The organism is Rhodanobacter denitrificans, assembly GCF_000230695.2.
Classification (GTDB): domain Bacteria; phylum Pseudomonadota; class Gammaproteobacteria; order Xanthomonadales; family Rhodanobacteraceae; genus Rhodanobacter; species Rhodanobacter denitrificans.
In genome coordinates this window covers 3,773,990-3,788,621 of sequence record NC_020541.1, presented here as the reverse complement: position 1 = coordinate 3,788,621, position 14,632 = coordinate 3,773,990, and the positions used below count along the sequence as shown (strand labels likewise).

The following is a 14,632-nucleotide window of genomic DNA, read 5'->3' as shown; positions in this document are numbered from 1 at the left end:
GCGCCCAACATACGCCGCGCGCCGCGGCGCGCCACTGATCTGGATCAGGGCAGCTCTAGAACTTGTACGCGCGATGGATCGCCACGATGCCGTTGCTGAGGTTGCGCACCTCGACGCGGCCGAAGCCGGCGCGCTCCATCATGCCCTTCAGGGTTTCCTGGTCGGGGTGCTTGCGGATCGACTCGGCCAGGTACCGGTAGCTGTCGGCGTCGCCGGCGAACAGCCGGCCGAGCTTCGGCAGCACCTTGAACGAGTGGAAGTCGTACAGCTTGCCGAACAGCTCGCTCTGTACGCGTGAGAACTCCAGTACCAGCGCGCGGCCGCCGGGCTTGAGCACGCGGCAGATGTCGGCCAGCGCCTGGTCCTTGTCGGTGACGTTGCGCAGGCCGAAAGCCATGGTCACCGCGTCGAAGCTGTTGTCGGGGAAGGGCAGGCGTTCGGCGTTCAGCTGCGCCCAGCGCAGGCCGGCGACCAGGCCGCGGTCGGTGAGGCGGTCGCGGCCGACGCCGAGCATCGCCGCGTTGATGTCGCCGACCACCACTTCGCCTGCGTCGCCGAGCACCGGTTTCAGCAGCGCGGCGATGTCGCCGGTGCCCCCGGCCAGGTCCAGCACGCGGTCGCCGCGACGCACCCCGCTGACCGCCACGAAATGCCGCTTCCACAGCCGGTGGATGCCGAGCGACATCAGGTCGTTCATCAGGTCGTAGTTCTTCGCGACCGAGGTGAACACCTGGCCGACCAGCTTCTGCTTGTCACCGACCGGCACGTCGCGGAAGCCGAAGTGGGTGGTGGGTCCAGGTGGGGTTTCGGGCTGATTGTTCATTGGGGCGATGTTACAGGGAACGGGGTTCAAGGCTTCGGCATCGGCCAGGGCGTCGCTGCCGGCGAGCCGCGCGTCAGAGCGTCGGCTTGCCGTCCTGCTTGTAGACCACCCCGTCCTTCATCACGAAGCTGACGTGCTGCATGGCGGTGATGTCGTCCAGCGGATTGCCCGGCACGGCGATCACGTCGGCGCCGCGGCCCACCGCGATGCGGCCGAACCGGTCCTGCTGATGGAGCAGTTCGGCGGCATGGGTGGTGGCGGCCTGCAGCACGAACATCGGCGGCATGCCGGCCTGCACCATGTAGGCGAACTCCCTGGCGTTGTCGCCGTGCGGGTAGACGCCGGCGTCGGTGCCGAAGGCAATCTTCACGCCGGCCTTGTACGCCTTGCCGGCGGTGTCCAGGATCAGCGGGCCGACTTCCTCGGCCTTGCGCGCGACCTGCGGCGGATACCAGCCCTGCTTCGCCTTCTCCATCACGTACTGGCCGGCGATGATGGTGGGCACGTACCAGGTGCCGTGTTCCTTCATCAGTTTCATGTCGGCCGCGTCCATGAAGGTGCCGTGCTCGATCGAGTCCACCCCGCCGAGCACGGCGCGGCGGATCGCCTCGGCGCCGTGTGCGTGGGCCGCCACGGTGAAGCCGTCGTCGTGCGCGGCGGCGACCACGGCCTGGATCTCCTCCAGCGTCATCTGCGGGTTGCCGGAGCTGGAGCTTTCGTCCAGCACGCCGCCGGAGGGCATGATCTTGATCAGGTCGGCACCGTCCTTGTAGTGCTGGCGCACCGCCTTCCATGCCTCGGCGGGCGAGTCGATGATGCCGTCCTTCGGGCCGGGGTCGCCCTGCAGATCCCAGCGGAAGCCGTTGCTCGGATCGGCGTGGCCGCCGGTGCTGCCGATGGGCTTGCCGGCGCTGAAGATGTGCGGGCCGGGCACCAGGCCGGCGTCGATCGCGTTGCGCAGCGCGATCGACGCATTGTCGTCGTCGCCGAGGTTGCGCACCGTGGTGAAGCCGGCCAACAGGGTGCGCTTCGCGTAGACGGTGCCGCGGATCGCATGGTCGGCCGGATTGAGGCGGAACTTGTCGCTGTAGGAGTTCTTGCCGAACTGCATGGTCAGGTGCGTGTGCGAGTCGATCAGCCCCGGCATGCAGGTGGCGTCCGGCAGCCTGGCGACGCTCAGGCTGCCGGCTGTCTTGCGGTACGGCTCGGGGTCGACGGCGCCGGGGCGGATCTCCTTGATCCGGCCATCCTCGACGACCAGCGTGGTCTGGCCCAGCATCCTGCCGGCCACGGGATCGAGCAGGCGCGCGCATTCGATCAGGTTGAGCTGCGGGCCGCCGGCCGCATCGGGGGGCGGCGCATCGGCGCCGGCGGCGAGCGGAAGGCACGATACGGCGACGGCGAGCAGCAGGCGAGGCATGGACATGGGTGGTTCCCCTGGCGGCAGTGCGGCCATCCTACTCGGCGGCGTCGCGGTGCGTGGGCGTCGGCTCGGCAGCGTCGGGCAGGCGGCGATCGCTGCCGCTGCGCCGCTCGTGTTCGCGCTGCTCGGCGGCGACGTGGCGCGCGTGCAGCGCGGCGTCGTCGCTGTCGGCGGGGACGTAGGTGCCCTCGACGACACCTTCGCGGGCGTCGGCGGCGGGCGCCTCCCAGTCGTTGCCGCCGGGGGTGATCTTCAGGATCGAGTGGCGCACCTCGCGCGAGAGGATCACCCGCGCGTCGCGCACCATGCCTTCCAGTGCGGCGTCGTAGTCGAGCTTGCCGGCGTCGTCGGTCCACACGATGCGCCGTTCGCGCAGCTTCTGGATGAAACCGCGGAACAGCGCCTTGTCGAAGAACTCCGGCGCGGTCAGCTCGTTGAGCAGGGACAGCCGCTGCGCGGTGAGCGAGCAGGCGTTCTCCAGCTCGGCGCCGGTCATCGTGTGCGGGCCGTTCTTGGCCAGCGCGGCGATGGTGATGTAGTAGCGCTCGAAGGCCTGGATCAGGCTGCGCGCGATCACCTTGAGCTGGTAGGCACCGTCGTCCTGGCCGGGGCTGCGTTCCAGCACGCGGCCGTCGCTGACCGCTTCGAGCAGGCCGCGGCGCACGAAGAAATCGATGGTGGCCTGCAGTTGCTCGGCGAAACCATCGGTATCCCACGGCAGGAACAGCTCGCCCTGGATGAACGGGTAGATGATCCGGCCCAACCGCAGGATCGAGGCGCGCGACATGCGGCGGTTGTTGAGGAAGCAGCACGCCACCCACGCGGCGGTGGCGGTGAGGTGCAGCACATTGTTGCGGAAATAGCTGAGCAGCACCGCGCGCTCGCCGGTGGCGGTGAGCACGTCGCCCAGCGGGTGCTGCACGCGCTGGATCCAGCCCATCTGCTCGCCGTAGGCGATGATCGCGGCCGGGTTCATCGGGGTCAGCGTGATGCGGTCCGAGTACGGCAACTCCTCCAGCATCGTCTTGCCCAGCTCGAGCTGGGTCAGCAGGTCGCTCTCGGCCATCGCGTGCTTCGGCGTGGCCAGCAGGGCCAGCGCCAGCAGGTTGATCGGGTTGACGTCGGCGGCGCGGTTGATGTTGACCTGGATCTGCTCGGCGAGGCGGTCGGTCACCACGCCCAGCCATTCCGGCTTCGCCTCGGGGTCGGCGCCGGCGGCGCGCCAGTCATGGCTGGCCGCGTCCAGCAGCGGGGTCAGCTCGATCGGTTCGCCGAAGTTCAGCGCCACGTGGCCATAGCGCTGGCGCAGCACCTTGAGCCCCTTGAGCAGGCCGAGCAGCGACTCCTTCTCCTTCGGCTGGCCGCTGAGCTCGCCGATGTAGCTCTTGCCCTCCATCAGCTTCTCGTAGCCGATGTACACCGGCTGGAACAGCACCGGCCGGCGCGGCGCGCGCAGGAACGCGCGCACCGTCATCGCCAGCATGCCGGCACGCGGCGCCAGCAGGCGGCCGGTGCGCGAGCGGCCGCCCTCGATGAAGTATTCCATCGGCACGCCGCGGTCGATCAGCTGCGCCACGTATTCGTTGAACACCACCGAGTACAGCGCGTTGCCGCGGAAGCTGCGGCGCAGGAAGAACGCGCCGCCGCGGCGCAGGATCGGCCCGATCACCGGCAGGTTGAGGTTCACCCCCGCTGCGATGTGCGGCACCACCACGCCGGACACGTGCAGCTGGTAGCTCATCAGCAGGTAGTCGGCGTGGCTGCGGTGGCAGGGCACGTAGATCACTTCGTGGCCGGGCGCGGCGGCGCGGGCCTTGTCGAAATGGTGCATGGCGATGCCGTCGTACAGCTTGTTCCAGAAGTTGGAAAGCAGGAACGAGGCCGAGCGCACCACCGGATGCGAGTAGTCGGCGGCAATCTCCAGCACCAGCTGGTGCGCCTTGCGCCAGGCCCTGGCGTGGCTGATCTTCTCCTTCGCCGCGGCGGCGGCGATCGCGGCACGCACCGGCTCGGCGTTCAGCACCGCGTCCACCACGGTGCGCTTGTGCGACAGGTCCGGTCCGATCACCGCGGCGCGGATGCGGTGGAAATGGGTGCGCAGCACCCGCGCGACCTTGCGCGCGAAGCGCTCCGGGGTGATCCCGCCCGATTCGTCCAGCGTCTGCCGCAGCGACACCGGCGTGGAGAAATGCACCACCGTGTCGCGCCCGTTCAGCAGTAGCGCCAGCATGCGGCGGAAGCGGCCGACCATCACCCAGTTTTCCGAGAACAGCACGCGGAACCAGCCGCTGTCGCGGCTGGGCGCGCGGCCGACGTAGATCGATACCGGCACGATCTGGATGTCGCTGCCGGGCAGGCCTTCCAGCGAATGCACCAGCTGCCGCAGCGCTTCGTTCGGGTTGCGCTTGCGGTTGCGCCCGAGCAGGCTGCCGTCGCGCCGCGCCAGCGCGAATACCGAGCGCCGCCGGCGGGTGCCGGCCAGCGGCCGCATCGGGTTGGGCAGGCCGGCTTCGCGGCAGGCGCGCTGCAGGATCAGCGCGTCGGAAAAGCCGTCGCGCTCGATCACGTAGCAGACCGGCACGCCGGCCTGCAGCAGGGCCGCGGGCTCGGCCGGGTCGCGGCGGATGCGCACCCAGGGCTGCAGCAGCTGGCCGGCCAGGTTGAACCACCAGGGGGCACGGGGGCGGGCGGAGGAGTCCGCGTTGGTAGTCATGGGCATCCGTCCATTCTAACGGCTGCGTCGCTCAGTCTTTCGTTACGGCGCTGCCGGCGCTGGCGGGCGCACTGGCGGTGGCCGCCTGCTGCAGCTGTCGGTGCGACTGGCGCGCGTTCTGCAGCAGGTCCTCGCTGTACCAGCGGCCGTTCTCCTGCACCAGGGTCGCTTCGGTCGACAGCGGCCTGCCGAGCAGGGTGTAGTCGATCTTCACCACGGCATGGCCGTTGTCGTTGGACAGCGGGGTGAGCTTGACCGAGTCCAGCGTGTCGTCCACCGACAGGCCGTAGATCGCCAGCAGGCGCTTGAGGCCGCCCCAGGCGACGGCGTACTTGCCCATGGTCGCGTCGAAATCCATCGCGTGCAGCTGGTCGGGGTCTTTCAGGTCCAGCTGGCGCGCGGTCGCCACCGCCACGCCGACCGCCTGCTGCGCCCGGGCCTGGTCGAACCACGGCGTCTGCCGGACCCACGGCAGCATGACGTCGAGCACGCCGTCGGCCTGGGTCTTCCGCGCTTCGCTGAGGGTGCGGCTCTGCGCGACGGCGCTCTTCAGCATGGCCTCGCCCACGCTGACCAGCATCGGCAACTGGTCCTTGTACTGCTGTTCCATCGCGGCCAGCTTCGGCTGCAGCTCGGCGTAAAGCCTGGCCGCCGCGTCCGGCCCGCCGAGCTTTTGCATCGCCTCGTGGAAACGGGCGCGATCCGCGGCGCTGATCGGCCGCGCGTCGCGCTGCTGCAGGCTCCAGTCGGCGCGCAGGTTGGCGTAGTCGGCCGGCGGCAGCGCGTGCTTCCACAGCCGGTCGAAGTCGCCGGCCTTGAGCAGGTCGATCGAGGCCTGCAGCGCCGCTTGCGGCGTGCTGCCGCCGGCTTGCGCCGCCTCGTCCTTGCCGTGGCAGGCGCCCAGCAGCAGCGCGGCAAGCAGCATCGGCATCGCGTGGCGAAGGAAGGGCAGGCGCATCGGCGGGGTCTCGCGGCAGGCGGTGGCGGGGGAGGCGCCACGGGGCGGGTGAGCGCGCAGGGTAAGGGCCGCGGCGGCGGCGAAACAAGGGCGCGGCGCAAGTTTTCGCGAGGCCGGAAAAGAAAACCCCGCGGGCGTTGGCCTCGCGGGGAAATCCGGCAGAGCCGGAAGGGAAATGGCCTTGCCTGCGAAAGATCTGGTCAGCAGGTGTTGGCGGACGAAATATTACTTGCTCGTTAAAGCTGAGGCAATACTTTTCTTTTGTATTATAAAGTATTGTTTATAATCACTATTTTCTACTCGTAGCGTAGCGCATCGATTTTCTGCCGGCGCCGCTGCTCCGGCGGCGCGCTCCAGTCGTTGTTGAACAGCGCCGGCTCCCACGAACCGTAGGTTGCATTCGGCAACACGAACCAGCGCGAGCCGATCCAGTTCATGTACGGCACCATCGCCCGCTGGCGACCGGCGGCGTTGTTCGCCAGCACCGTCACGAAGTCGCCGATCTGGTCACCAAACTGCATCAGCACGCGGTACTTGCGGCTGATCAGCTGGCGCCGGCAGCCCTTCTCGGTGCCGACCTGCTCGCAGCCTTCGACAAAGGTGCCCAGGCCGAGGAACGCCTGCGGGCCGAAGACCGGCAGGCCCACCTTGCGCAGGTTGGCCAGGGTGACCTGGTCCAGGTCCTTGGCGCGGTTGGACACGTAGAGCACGGCGATGCCGTGCTTCGCGGCGAACTGGGTGAACTCGACCACGCCGGGAAGCGCGCGCGCGCTTCCCTGCCGGCACCATTCGGCCCAGTCCGCCTCGTTGTATTCGCCGCCGCTGCGCACCAGGCGCGCCTGGTACGGCGAGTTGTCCAGCACGGTTTCGTCGATGTCCAGCACCACCGCCGGCTGGAGGCCGCCGGCCGGCGCCACGCGCTCATCCTTGGCCAGCGCGTCCCAGTGGCGGTCCTTCATGGCGGCGAGCAGGCGCGCCTGGGCGTCGCGGTAAGTCTGCAGGTAGATCAGGTCGTGCTCGATCGCGGTCTGGCTCCACGCCACCGCGTTGAGGTTGTCGTTGGCGGCGACCGTGGTTGCCGCCGTGGCCGGCGCAGCGAGCGTCGCCGTGGCCGCAGGGTGGCGGGGAGCGCCGGCGCAGCCGGCCAGCAGGGCGAGCGCGAGCAGGGACGTGGAAAGACGAAGCCGCATGAAGGCGTTCCTTGGAAAACAAGCGAAGCGAAACAATGAACGCAGTTTACGACAGCCCCGTGGCAGGGCTGGCAGCCATGGCGGGCTGCTGACAGACTGGCACTCCCGCTCCCCACGGTTTCGTCTCGCATGGACTCCAGCCTGCCCGCCCTGCGTCCGCCTTCGGCGGTCGTCCGCTACGCGAGTTACCTGCTGGCGGGCGCCACCTTGCTGCTGGTCGTGGAGATCCACCTGCTGCCGGCGCTGCTGGCCGGCCTGCTGGTGTTCGAGCTGGTGCAGACGATGGTGCCGCTGCTCGGCCGGCGCATTTCCGGCGACCGCGCGCGGGTAGTGGTGGTGGCGCTGCTGGGCGCGGTGGTGGTGGGTCTGCTGATCCTGCTGATCCTCGGTGCGATCAGCCTGTTCCACGCCGAGATCGGCAATCCGCAGCTGCTGTGGCAGCAGCAACTGATGCCGCTGGTGGAGAAGGCGCGCCAGCAGTTGCCGCCGATCCTGGTCAACAACCTGCCGGACAGCGTCGACGACCTGCGCGTGGGCGCGATCGAACTGGCGCGCAAGCACGCGGCCACCCTGCAGCTGGCCGGCAAGGGCGCGGTGCGGGTGTTCGTGCACATCATCATCGGCCTGGTGCTGGGCGCGATCGTGGCACTCAGCCGCACCCGCCCGGCGCACCAGATGGGGCCGCTGGCGGCCATGCTGAGCCTGCGCTGCCGGCGGCTGGCGGAGGCGTTCCACAACATCGTGTTCGCGCAGGTCAAGATCTCGCTGATCAACACCCTGTTCACCGCGATCTTCCTGCTCGGCGTGCTGCCGCTGATGGGCATCCACGTGCCGCTGGCCAAGACCCTGGTGGTGGCGACCTTCGTGGCCGGCCTGCTGCCGGTGCTCGGCAACCTGATCTCCAACACCGCGATCGCCGTGGCCGGGTTGTCGGTGTCGCTGGGGGTGGGTATCGCCGCGCTGGTGTTCCTGGTGCTGATCCACAAGCTCGAGTACTTCCTCAACGCGCGCATCGTGGGCACCCAGATCCGCGCCCGCGCGTGGGAGCTGCTGGTGGCCATGTTGCTGATGGAAGCGGTGTTTGGCCTGCCCGGCGTGATCGCCGCACCGATCTACTACGCGTATCTGAAGAGCGAGCTGGAAGCGGAGGGCCTGCTGTAGGCGCGCATCGGTTGCAGGTCTCCGCTTGCGGGCGACGCTTTCCCGAATCCCGCGCCCATCAGCCGCCGGCCAGCATCGCCTTGATCCGCGCCATGTGCGACTCGGCGGTCTCGCGGGTCACTTCCTTGTCCGCTTCGGGGTCCTTGCCCTGCCAGTGCAGGTCGGCCTGTGGCAGCTCGTGCAGGAAACGGCTGGGCTGGTTGCGGTGGATGTCGCCGTAGCGCTTGGTCTGCGCCGACCAGGACAGCGTCAGCAGTTCCTTGGCGCGGGTGATGCCGACGTACATCAGCCGGCGTTCCTCGTCGACGCGGCCTTCGTCCAGCGCGCCCTCATGCGGCAGCGTGCCGTCCTCGCAGCCGACGATGAAGACGAAACGGAACTCCAGACCCTTGGCCGAGTGCAGGGTCATCATGCGCACGGCATTCCCCGGCTCGTCGCGGTCGGCGTGGCTGAGCAGGGCCAGCTGCGAGGCGAGGTCGCCGGCCGTGTTGCCGCCTTTCTGCATCGCGCGGAACCAGTCGGCCAATTCCTGCAGGTTGCCCAGCTTGCGCTCGCGCACGCTGGCGTCGGGCGTGCCGGCGGCGATCTGCGCGGCGTAGCCGGTGCGTTTCAGGATCAGCTCGACCAGGTCGGCGGCGCTTTCATGCAGCGAGGCGCTGCGCAGTTCGTCCAGCAGATTGGCGAATGACGCCAGCGCGGCGGCCGGGCGCGGGGTGAGCTGGCGCAGCACGCCGTCGCTGCGGGTGGCGTCGAGCAGGGACGAGTGGCGCGACTGCGCGAGCTGGCCCAGCTTCTCCAGCGTGGTCGCGCCGATCTCGCGCTTCGGCACGTTGACCACGCGCAGGAACGCGGCGTCGTCGCTGGGGTTGGTCAGCAGGCGCAGGTAGCAGAGCAGGTCCTTCACCTCGGCGCGGTCGAGGAAGGAAAGCGCACCGGTGAGGTGGTACGGAATCCGCGCCAGGCGCAGCGCCTTCTCCAGCGGCCGCGCTTGGAAGTTGCCGCGGTACAGGATCGCCATGTCGTCCCAGCGCGCCTTGTGCTTCTCGGCCAGCGTGGTGGCGATCGCGGCAATGCGTTCGGCCTCGTGCTCGGCCTCCTTGCATTCCAGCACGCGGATCGGCGCGCCTTCCGGGTGCTCGCTCCACAGCTTCTTTTCGTGGCTGTGCGGGTTGTTGGCGATCAGCGCGTTCGCCGCGCGCAGGATGCGCCGCCCGCAGCGGTAGTTCTGTTCCAGCTTGATCACGCGCAGGTTCGGCCAGTCGCGGCCGAGTTGGTCGATGTTCTCGGGATTGGCGCCGCGCCAGGCGTAGATGCTCTGGTCGTCGTCGCCCACGCAGGTGATCCCGCCGCGCTCGCCGGTCAGCACCTTCAGCAGGCGGTACTGCGCGTCGTTGGTGTCCTGGTACTCGTCCACCAGCAGGTAGCGCAGGCGCTCGCGCCAGGCGTCGCGGCATTCGGCGTCGCTTTCCAGGGTGCGCAGCGGCAGCCGGATCAGGTCGTCGAAATCCACCGCGTTGAACGCGGCCAGGCGCTGCTGGTACAGGTCGTAGATGGTCGCCGCTTCGAGTTCGCGCGGGCTGCGCGCGGCGGCCAGCGCCTCCTCCGGCGACAGCCCGCCGTTCTTGGCGCGGCTGAGCAGGTTGCGCAGGCCGAACAGCGCGTCGTTCTTGATCCCTTTCGGCGCCAGCTCCTTGACGATGCCGCCGCTGTCGTCCGCATCCAGCACCGAGAAGCCGCGGCGCAGGCCGGCGCGGGCGTGTTCGATCTGCAGGAATTTCAGCCCCAGCGCGTGGAACGTGCTCACCGTGAGCGCGGCCGCGTCCTCGCTGCTGACCAGCTTCGCCACGCGCTCGCGCATCTCGCGCGCGGCCTTGTTGGTGAAGGTGATCGCGGCGATCTTCGACGGCGCCAGCTTGCGGCGCTGGATCAGGTAGGCGATCTTCTGGGTGATCACGCTGGTCTTGCCGGAACCGGCGCCGGCCAGCACCAGCAGCGGGCTGTCGCAGTGTTCGACGGCGGCCAGTTGTTGTGGATTGAGCATGGACCGAGTGAGGCGTGAGGCGGCGGCCGATGGTAACAGAGCGCTGCTGGCGCACCCGCCGGCTTCGGCCATAATCGGCCGCACGACAGCCAGCGAGGAACGGCATGGCGGAACCGGAAATCGAGCAGTGCGACGTGGCGGTGATCGGCGGCGGCCCCGGCGGCAGCACCGCGGCCGCCCTGCTGGCGCGCCGCGGCTACAAGGTGATCGCGCTGGAGAAGGCGCACCACCCGCGCTTCCATATCGGCGAGTCGCTGCTGCCGATGAACCTGCCGGTGTTCGAGCGGCTGGGCGTGCTGGACAAGGTGCGCGCGCTCGGCGTGTTCAAGCGCGGCGCGGATTTCGAGACCGACGACGCGCGCGGCTACAACGTCTACGCGTTCGCCCGCGCGATCGGGCAGAGCCCGCCGCATGCGTACCAGGTGTGGCGGCAGGATTTCGACCGCATGCTGTACCAGCATGCGCGCGAGTGCGGCGCCGAGGCGCGCGAGGGGCACGAGGTGCTGCAGGTGGAGCAGCGCGGCCCACGCGAGAGCCGGCTGGACGTGCACACCGACGACGGCTACGACTACGCGATCCGCGCGCGCTACGTGGTGGACGCCAGCGGCCGCGATGCGCTGCTGGCGACGAAGATGAAGTTGCGGCGCCGCAGCCGCCAGCATCAGAGCGCGGCGATCTTCGGCCACTTCCGCGGCGCCGGCCGCCGCGATGGCGAGGACGCCGGCAACGTCAGCATCTACCGCTTCGCGCACGGCTGGATGTGGATGATCCCGCTGCCCGACGGCGTGATGAGCGTGGGCGCGGTGTGCCGGCCGGATTACCTCAAGCAGCGCAAGGGCCGCACGCTGGAGTTCCTGCTCGACACGCTGCGGCTCAACCCGGCGCTGTGGCAGCGCGTCGAGCGGGCCAGGCTGATCGGCGACGAAGTGCATGTCACCGGCAACTACTCCTACGACGCGAGCCGCATGGGCGGAGCGGGTTGGGTGCTGGTGGGCGATGCGTTCGCCTTCCTCGACCCGGTGTTTTCCTCCGGCGTGTACCTGGCGATGGACGGCGCGGAGCGGGTGGCCGACGTGGTCGATGCGGCGCTGCGCGAACCGCGGCGCGAACGGGCCCTGCTGCGCCGGCTGGAGCGGCGCCAGCGCAGGGGTATGGCGCGCTTCGCGTTCTTCATCCACCGCTTCAACGCGCCGGTAATGCGGCAGATGCTGCGCTCGCCGCGCAACACCTGGCAGCTGGAGCAGGCGGTGATCTCGATGCTGGCCGGCGACCTGTTCGATACGCCGAAGGTGCTGTGGCGGCTGCAGCTGTTCAAGCTGGTGTACGCGATCCTGTACCTGCGCGACTGGCGCCGCAGCCGTGCCGAGCGCCGTTATCGGCTGGCCCAGGCGCGCGCGCCTTTGGGCGGGGAATAGGGAGCAGGAAACAGGGAATAGGAAGAGCGGCAGCTCTCGCGACCGGGTGCCTGTGAGAAACTGGGAGCATGGCTTGGCCGCAGCGCCGCTCTTGCCAGTCCCGAATCCCGAATCCCGAATCCCGAATCCCGGCTCCCAATGGCCAAGCTCTACTTCTATTACTCGGCGATGAACGCCGGCAAGACCACCACGCTGCTGCAGAGCGCGTACAACTATCACGAGCGCGGCATGCGCACGCTGATCCTCACCCCGGCGCTGGACGACCGCTTCGGCGCAGGCGTGGTCGCCTCGCGCATCGGCCTCAAGGCGAACGCGCGCCGCTTCGCCGGTGACGAGGATCTGCTGGCGCTGGTCGAGGCCGACATCGCCGCGCACGGCCCGCTGCACTGCGTGTTCGTCGACGAGGCGCAGTTTCTGGCCAGGGCGCAGGTGTGGCAGGCCAGCGACGTGGTCGACAAGCTGCACATCCCGGTGCTGGCCTACGGCCTGCGCACCGACTTCCGTGGCGAGCTGTTCGAGGGCAGCCGCTACCTGCTGGCCTGGGCCGACGAGCTGCAGGAAATCAAGACGATCTGCCATACCGGCAGCAAGGCGACCATGGTGGTGCGCGTGGACGAGCATGGCCGCGCGGTCACCGACGGCCCGCAGGTTGAGATCGGCGGCAACGAACGCTATGTCTCGGTGAGCCGCGCCGAGTTCAAGAAGATCAGCGCTGGCCACGGCCGCATCGAGCTGCAGCAGAGCGTGCTGCCGCTGGGCGAGCGCGAATGAACCGAGCCACCGAGGAATCCGCATGAGCGAAGCCACTCCCCCCGCCAGCTGGCCGCGGCCGTACTGGCAGCCCGGCGAAGACGAGGTGGTGCTGCAGTTCTACGTGTTCGGCAAGTTCGCGCCGGAGTTGCTGATCCCGTCGCCGCGCTACGGCAGCCCCGGCCTGCCCGCGGGCGTGGAGATCCAGCGCTTCCAGAACGCCGTGCTGCGCCAGTGGGAGGGCTATCCGCTGAACGGCGCGCTGGGCCGGCTGATCAGGGAAGACACGCCCGAGGCGTACGAGGCCGCGCGCATCGCGCCCGAGGTGCTGGTGGTGCGCGGCGTGCTCAAGGACGGCGCCAGCCTCGACTACCTGCGCGACACGCTGGGCGTGCTGGCCGGCATGCTCGACGTGGGCGGCACGGCGATCCTCGACCCGCAGATCCTCACCCTGTTCGACGCCGCGCACTGGCGCCGCCACTACCTGGTCAAGGACGGCGCGCCGCCGCGCCACCACGTGCTGATCCTGCGCAGCGACGAGGGCGGCGACCGCTCCTGGGTGCACACCCGCGGCATGCGCAAGTTCGGCCGCCCCGACCTCAGCCTGCGCCACGTGCCCGAGCGCGACCTCGACCGCGCCGGCGTGCTGTGCGAGAAGCTGGTCGAACTGCTCTCGCTGGGCGCGCACTTCAGCGCCGGCCAGCAGCTCGACGTCGAAGGTTTGCCCGACGGCCTGGTCGCGCAGCCGGGCGGCAGCCTCGACGACCCCGAGTTCAACAACACCCATGTCGAGTTCAGCTGGCCCGAGTAAGCCGCCGGTTCAGCGCTGGCAGCGCGGGCACCAGAACGTCGAGCGCTGTCCCAGCACGACCTGCCGGATTGCCGTGCCGCAGACGTGGCACGGTTCGCCGGCGCGGCCGTAGACCATCAGTTCGCGGAAGAAGTAGCCGGGTGCGCCGTCGGGGGCGAGGAAGTCGCGCAAGGTGGTGCCGCCGCGCTCGATCGCCCAGGCCAGCAGGTGCTTCACCTCGGCGGCCAGCCGCGCATAGCGCGCCCGCGAGAGGCTGCCGGCTGGTTTGCGCGGGTCGATGCCGGCGCGGAACAGCGCTTCGCTGGCGTAGATGTTGCCCACCCCGACGACGACCGCGTTGTCCATCAGGAACAGCTTCACCGCCGCCGTGCGGCCGCGCGAGCGATGCCACAGCAGGTCGCCGTCGAAGGCATCGGTCAGCGGCTCGGGGCCGAGCTTGGCCAGCAGCTCGTGGATGGTGTCGGGGGGCTGCCACAACAGGCAGCCGAAGCGGCGCGGATCGGTGAAGCGCAGGATGCGTGGCGCCTGCGTGCTCGTGCGTTCCAGCGCGATGTCGACGTGGTCGTGCCTGCCGACCGGGGCGTCCGGCGGCAGCACGCGCAGCACGCCGGTCATGCCCAGGTGCAGCAGCACGCTGCCGGCCGCGGTGTGCAGCAGCAGGTATTTCGCGCGGCGTTCCACCGCGTCGATGCGCTGGCCGGGCAGCAGCGCACCGATCTCCGGCGGGATCGGCCAGCGCAGGTCGGGCCGGCGCAGGATCACGCCGGTGACGCGGCGGCCGACCACATACGGCGCGATGCCGCGGCGGGTGGTTTCGACTTCGGGCAGTTCGGGCAAGGCGTGATCCCGCGGTCAGTGCAACGCGGTGGTCGCCGTGGCCGGCGAGCGCGGTACGTAGCGCGACGATACCAGCGCGATGCGCTGGCCCACGCGCACGTAGTGCTGCGGGCCGGTGACCGAGGCCTCGCCGAATTCCAGTGTCTGGCCGTCCAGCGTGAGCACGGCGTGTGGCGGCGCCAGCCCGATCTTCGCCGTTTCGAAATCGCTGGCCGGGCGCCAGCTCAGTACGGGCGCCGCGGCGGTGTCGGCGAGATCGTTGAGGCGAGCGTCGACGGCCCGGGTGGGCGTGCCGTCGATGCGCCACCAGTGACCGTCGCGTTTCCCATAGCGTTCGGCGGGCGCACCGGGCAGGGCGAGCGCGACGTACGTGACGGTGGCCGGGTCGAGCGTGGTGAGATTTCCGTTGGCGTGGCGCGCGTCGCGCTGCCACTGCCAGCCGGCGAGCAGCAGCAGGGCGAGCACGGCAAGCAGCAACCACAGGCGCTGGCGGGCGGCGCGTTTCATGGT

The 14,632-nt window shown here is 69.5% G+C and carries 12 protein-coding genes; 4 read left to right on the top strand and 8 right to left on the bottom strand.

Going from position 1 to position 14,632, the window contains the following annotated elements; translation table 11 throughout:
* Window positions 1-55: 55 nt before the first annotated feature.
* The 5 genes from ubiE to R2APBS1_RS17300 form a co-directional block, all read right to left on the bottom strand.
* Entirely contained in the window at window positions 56-823 is a 768-nt protein-coding gene (gene ubiE / locus R2APBS1_RS17320) for a bifunctional demethylmenaquinone methyltransferase/2-methoxy-6-polyprenyl-1,4-benzoquinol methylase UbiE (RefSeq protein WP_015448911.1), read from the bottom strand.
* Window positions 824-896: 73 nt separating this feature from the next.
* On the bottom strand, window positions 897-2,249 hold the full coding sequence (locus R2APBS1_RS17315; protein WP_015448910.1) for a metal-dependent hydrolase family protein: 1,353 nt from the start codon (window positions 2,247-2,249) through the stop codon (window positions 897-899).
* Between the two features lie 31 nt (window positions 2,250-2,280).
* Complete coding sequence (gene plsB / locus R2APBS1_RS17310; protein ID WP_015448909.1) at window positions 2,281-4,959, bottom strand: glycerol-3-phosphate 1-O-acyltransferase PlsB; 2,679 nt, start codon at window positions 4,957-4,959, stop codon at window positions 2,281-2,283.
* A gap of 31 nt (window positions 4,960-4,990) precedes the next feature.
* Window positions 4,991-5,917: a YqhG/Tai3 family protein gene (locus R2APBS1_RS17305; RefSeq protein WP_015448908.1), complete on the bottom strand. Its 927-nt coding sequence runs from the start codon at window positions 5,915-5,917 to the stop codon at window positions 4,991-4,993.
* Window positions 5,918-6,213: 296 nt separating this feature from the next.
* On the bottom strand, window positions 6,214-7,107 hold the full coding sequence (locus tag R2APBS1_RS17300; protein WP_015448907.1) for a 5'-nucleotidase, lipoprotein e(P4) family: 894 nt from the start codon (window positions 7,105-7,107) through the stop codon (window positions 6,214-6,216).
* A 129-nt stretch (window positions 7,108-7,236) separates the two neighbouring features.
* Here R2APBS1_RS17300 and R2APBS1_RS17295 point away from each other — a divergent pair, with 129 nt between their 5' ends.
* Complete coding sequence (locus R2APBS1_RS17295; protein WP_015448906.1) at window positions 7,237-8,268, top strand: AI-2E family transporter; 1,032 nt, start codon at window positions 7,237-7,239, stop codon at window positions 8,266-8,268.
* Between the two features lie 58 nt (window positions 8,269-8,326).
* On the opposite strand, the gene R2APBS1_RS17290 is transcribed toward R2APBS1_RS17295, so the two are convergent.
* A complete protein-coding gene (locus tag R2APBS1_RS17290) occupies window positions 8,327-10,309 on the bottom strand; it encodes a UvrD-helicase domain-containing protein (RefSeq protein WP_015448905.1) in 1,983 nt (660 codons plus the stop codon).
* A 104-nt stretch (window positions 10,310-10,413) separates the two neighbouring features.
* Between R2APBS1_RS17290 and R2APBS1_RS17285 the strand changes: the two genes are divergently transcribed.
* The 3 genes from R2APBS1_RS17285 (at window position 10,414) to R2APBS1_RS17275 (ending at window position 13,285) form a co-directional block, all read left to right on the top strand.
* Entirely contained in the window at window positions 10,414-11,724 is a 1,311-nt protein-coding gene (locus tag R2APBS1_RS17285) for an NAD(P)/FAD-dependent oxidoreductase (RefSeq protein ID WP_015448904.1), read from the top strand.
* A gap of 138 nt (window positions 11,725-11,862) precedes the next feature.
* Window positions 11,863-12,495: a thymidine kinase gene (locus tag R2APBS1_RS17280; protein ID WP_007513757.1), complete on the top strand. Its 633-nt coding sequence runs from the start codon at window positions 11,863-11,865 to the stop codon at window positions 12,493-12,495.
* Between the two features lie 22 nt (window positions 12,496-12,517).
* Window positions 12,518-13,285, top strand: a complete 768-nt coding sequence (locus R2APBS1_RS17275; RefSeq protein ID WP_015448903.1) for a hypothetical protein — start codon at window positions 12,518-12,520, stop codon at window positions 13,283-13,285.
* 9 nt (window positions 13,286-13,294) lie between these two features.
* Here R2APBS1_RS17275 and mutM read toward each other — a convergent pair whose 3' ends face one another.
* Together mutM and R2APBS1_RS17265 are read right to left on the bottom strand one after the other, a co-directional pair.
* Window positions 13,295-14,122: a bifunctional DNA-formamidopyrimidine glycosylase/DNA-(apurinic or apyrimidinic site) lyase gene (gene mutM / locus R2APBS1_RS17270; protein WP_015448902.1), complete on the bottom strand. Its 828-nt coding sequence runs from the start codon at window positions 14,120-14,122 to the stop codon at window positions 13,295-13,297.
* Window positions 14,123-14,137: 15 nt separating this feature from the next.
* Window positions 14,138-14,629, bottom strand: coding sequence for a hypothetical protein (locus R2APBS1_RS17265; protein WP_015448901.1), 492 nt, complete (start codon window positions 14,627-14,629; stop codon window positions 14,138-14,140).
* Window positions 14,630-14,632: the final 3 nt, after the last annotated feature.

Excerpts from the sequence above, each read along its gene's own strand:
- ubiE (WP_015448911.1), bottom strand. The coding sequence starts at position 823 with ATGAACAATCAGCCCGAAACCCCACCTGGACCCACCACCCACTTCGGC.
- R2APBS1_RS17315 (WP_015448910.1), bottom strand. The coding sequence starts at position 2,249 with ATGTCCATGCCTCGCCTGCTGCTCGCCGTCGCCGTATCGTGCCTTCCG.
- plsB (WP_015448909.1), bottom strand. The coding sequence starts at position 4,959 with ATGACTACCAACGCGGACTCCTCCGCCCGCCCCCGTGCCCCCTGGTGG.
- R2APBS1_RS17305 (WP_015448908.1), bottom strand. The coding sequence starts at position 5,917 with ATGCGCCTGCCCTTCCTTCGCCACGCGATGCCGATGCTGCTTGCCGCG.
- R2APBS1_RS17300 (WP_015448907.1), bottom strand. The coding sequence starts at position 7,107 with ATGCGGCTTCGTCTTTCCACGTCCCTGCTCGCGCTCGCCCTGCTGGCC.
- R2APBS1_RS17295 (WP_015448906.1), top strand. The coding sequence starts at position 7,237 with ATGGACTCCAGCCTGCCCGCCCTGCGTCCGCCTTCGGCGGTCGTCCGC.
- R2APBS1_RS17290 (WP_015448905.1), bottom strand. The coding sequence starts at position 10,309 with ATGCTCAATCCACAACAACTGGCCGCCGTCGAACACTGCGACAGCCCG.
- R2APBS1_RS17285 (WP_015448904.1), top strand. The coding sequence starts at position 10,414 with ATGGCGGAACCGGAAATCGAGCAGTGCGACGTGGCGGTGATCGGCGGC.
- R2APBS1_RS17280 (WP_007513757.1), top strand. The coding sequence starts at position 11,863 with ATGGCCAAGCTCTACTTCTATTACTCGGCGATGAACGCCGGCAAGACC.
- R2APBS1_RS17275 (WP_015448903.1), top strand. The coding sequence starts at position 12,518 with ATGAGCGAAGCCACTCCCCCCGCCAGCTGGCCGCGGCCGTACTGGCAG.
- R2APBS1_RS17265 (WP_015448901.1), bottom strand. The coding sequence starts at position 14,629 with ATGAAACGCGCCGCCCGCCAGCGCCTGTGGTTGCTGCTTGCCGTGCTC.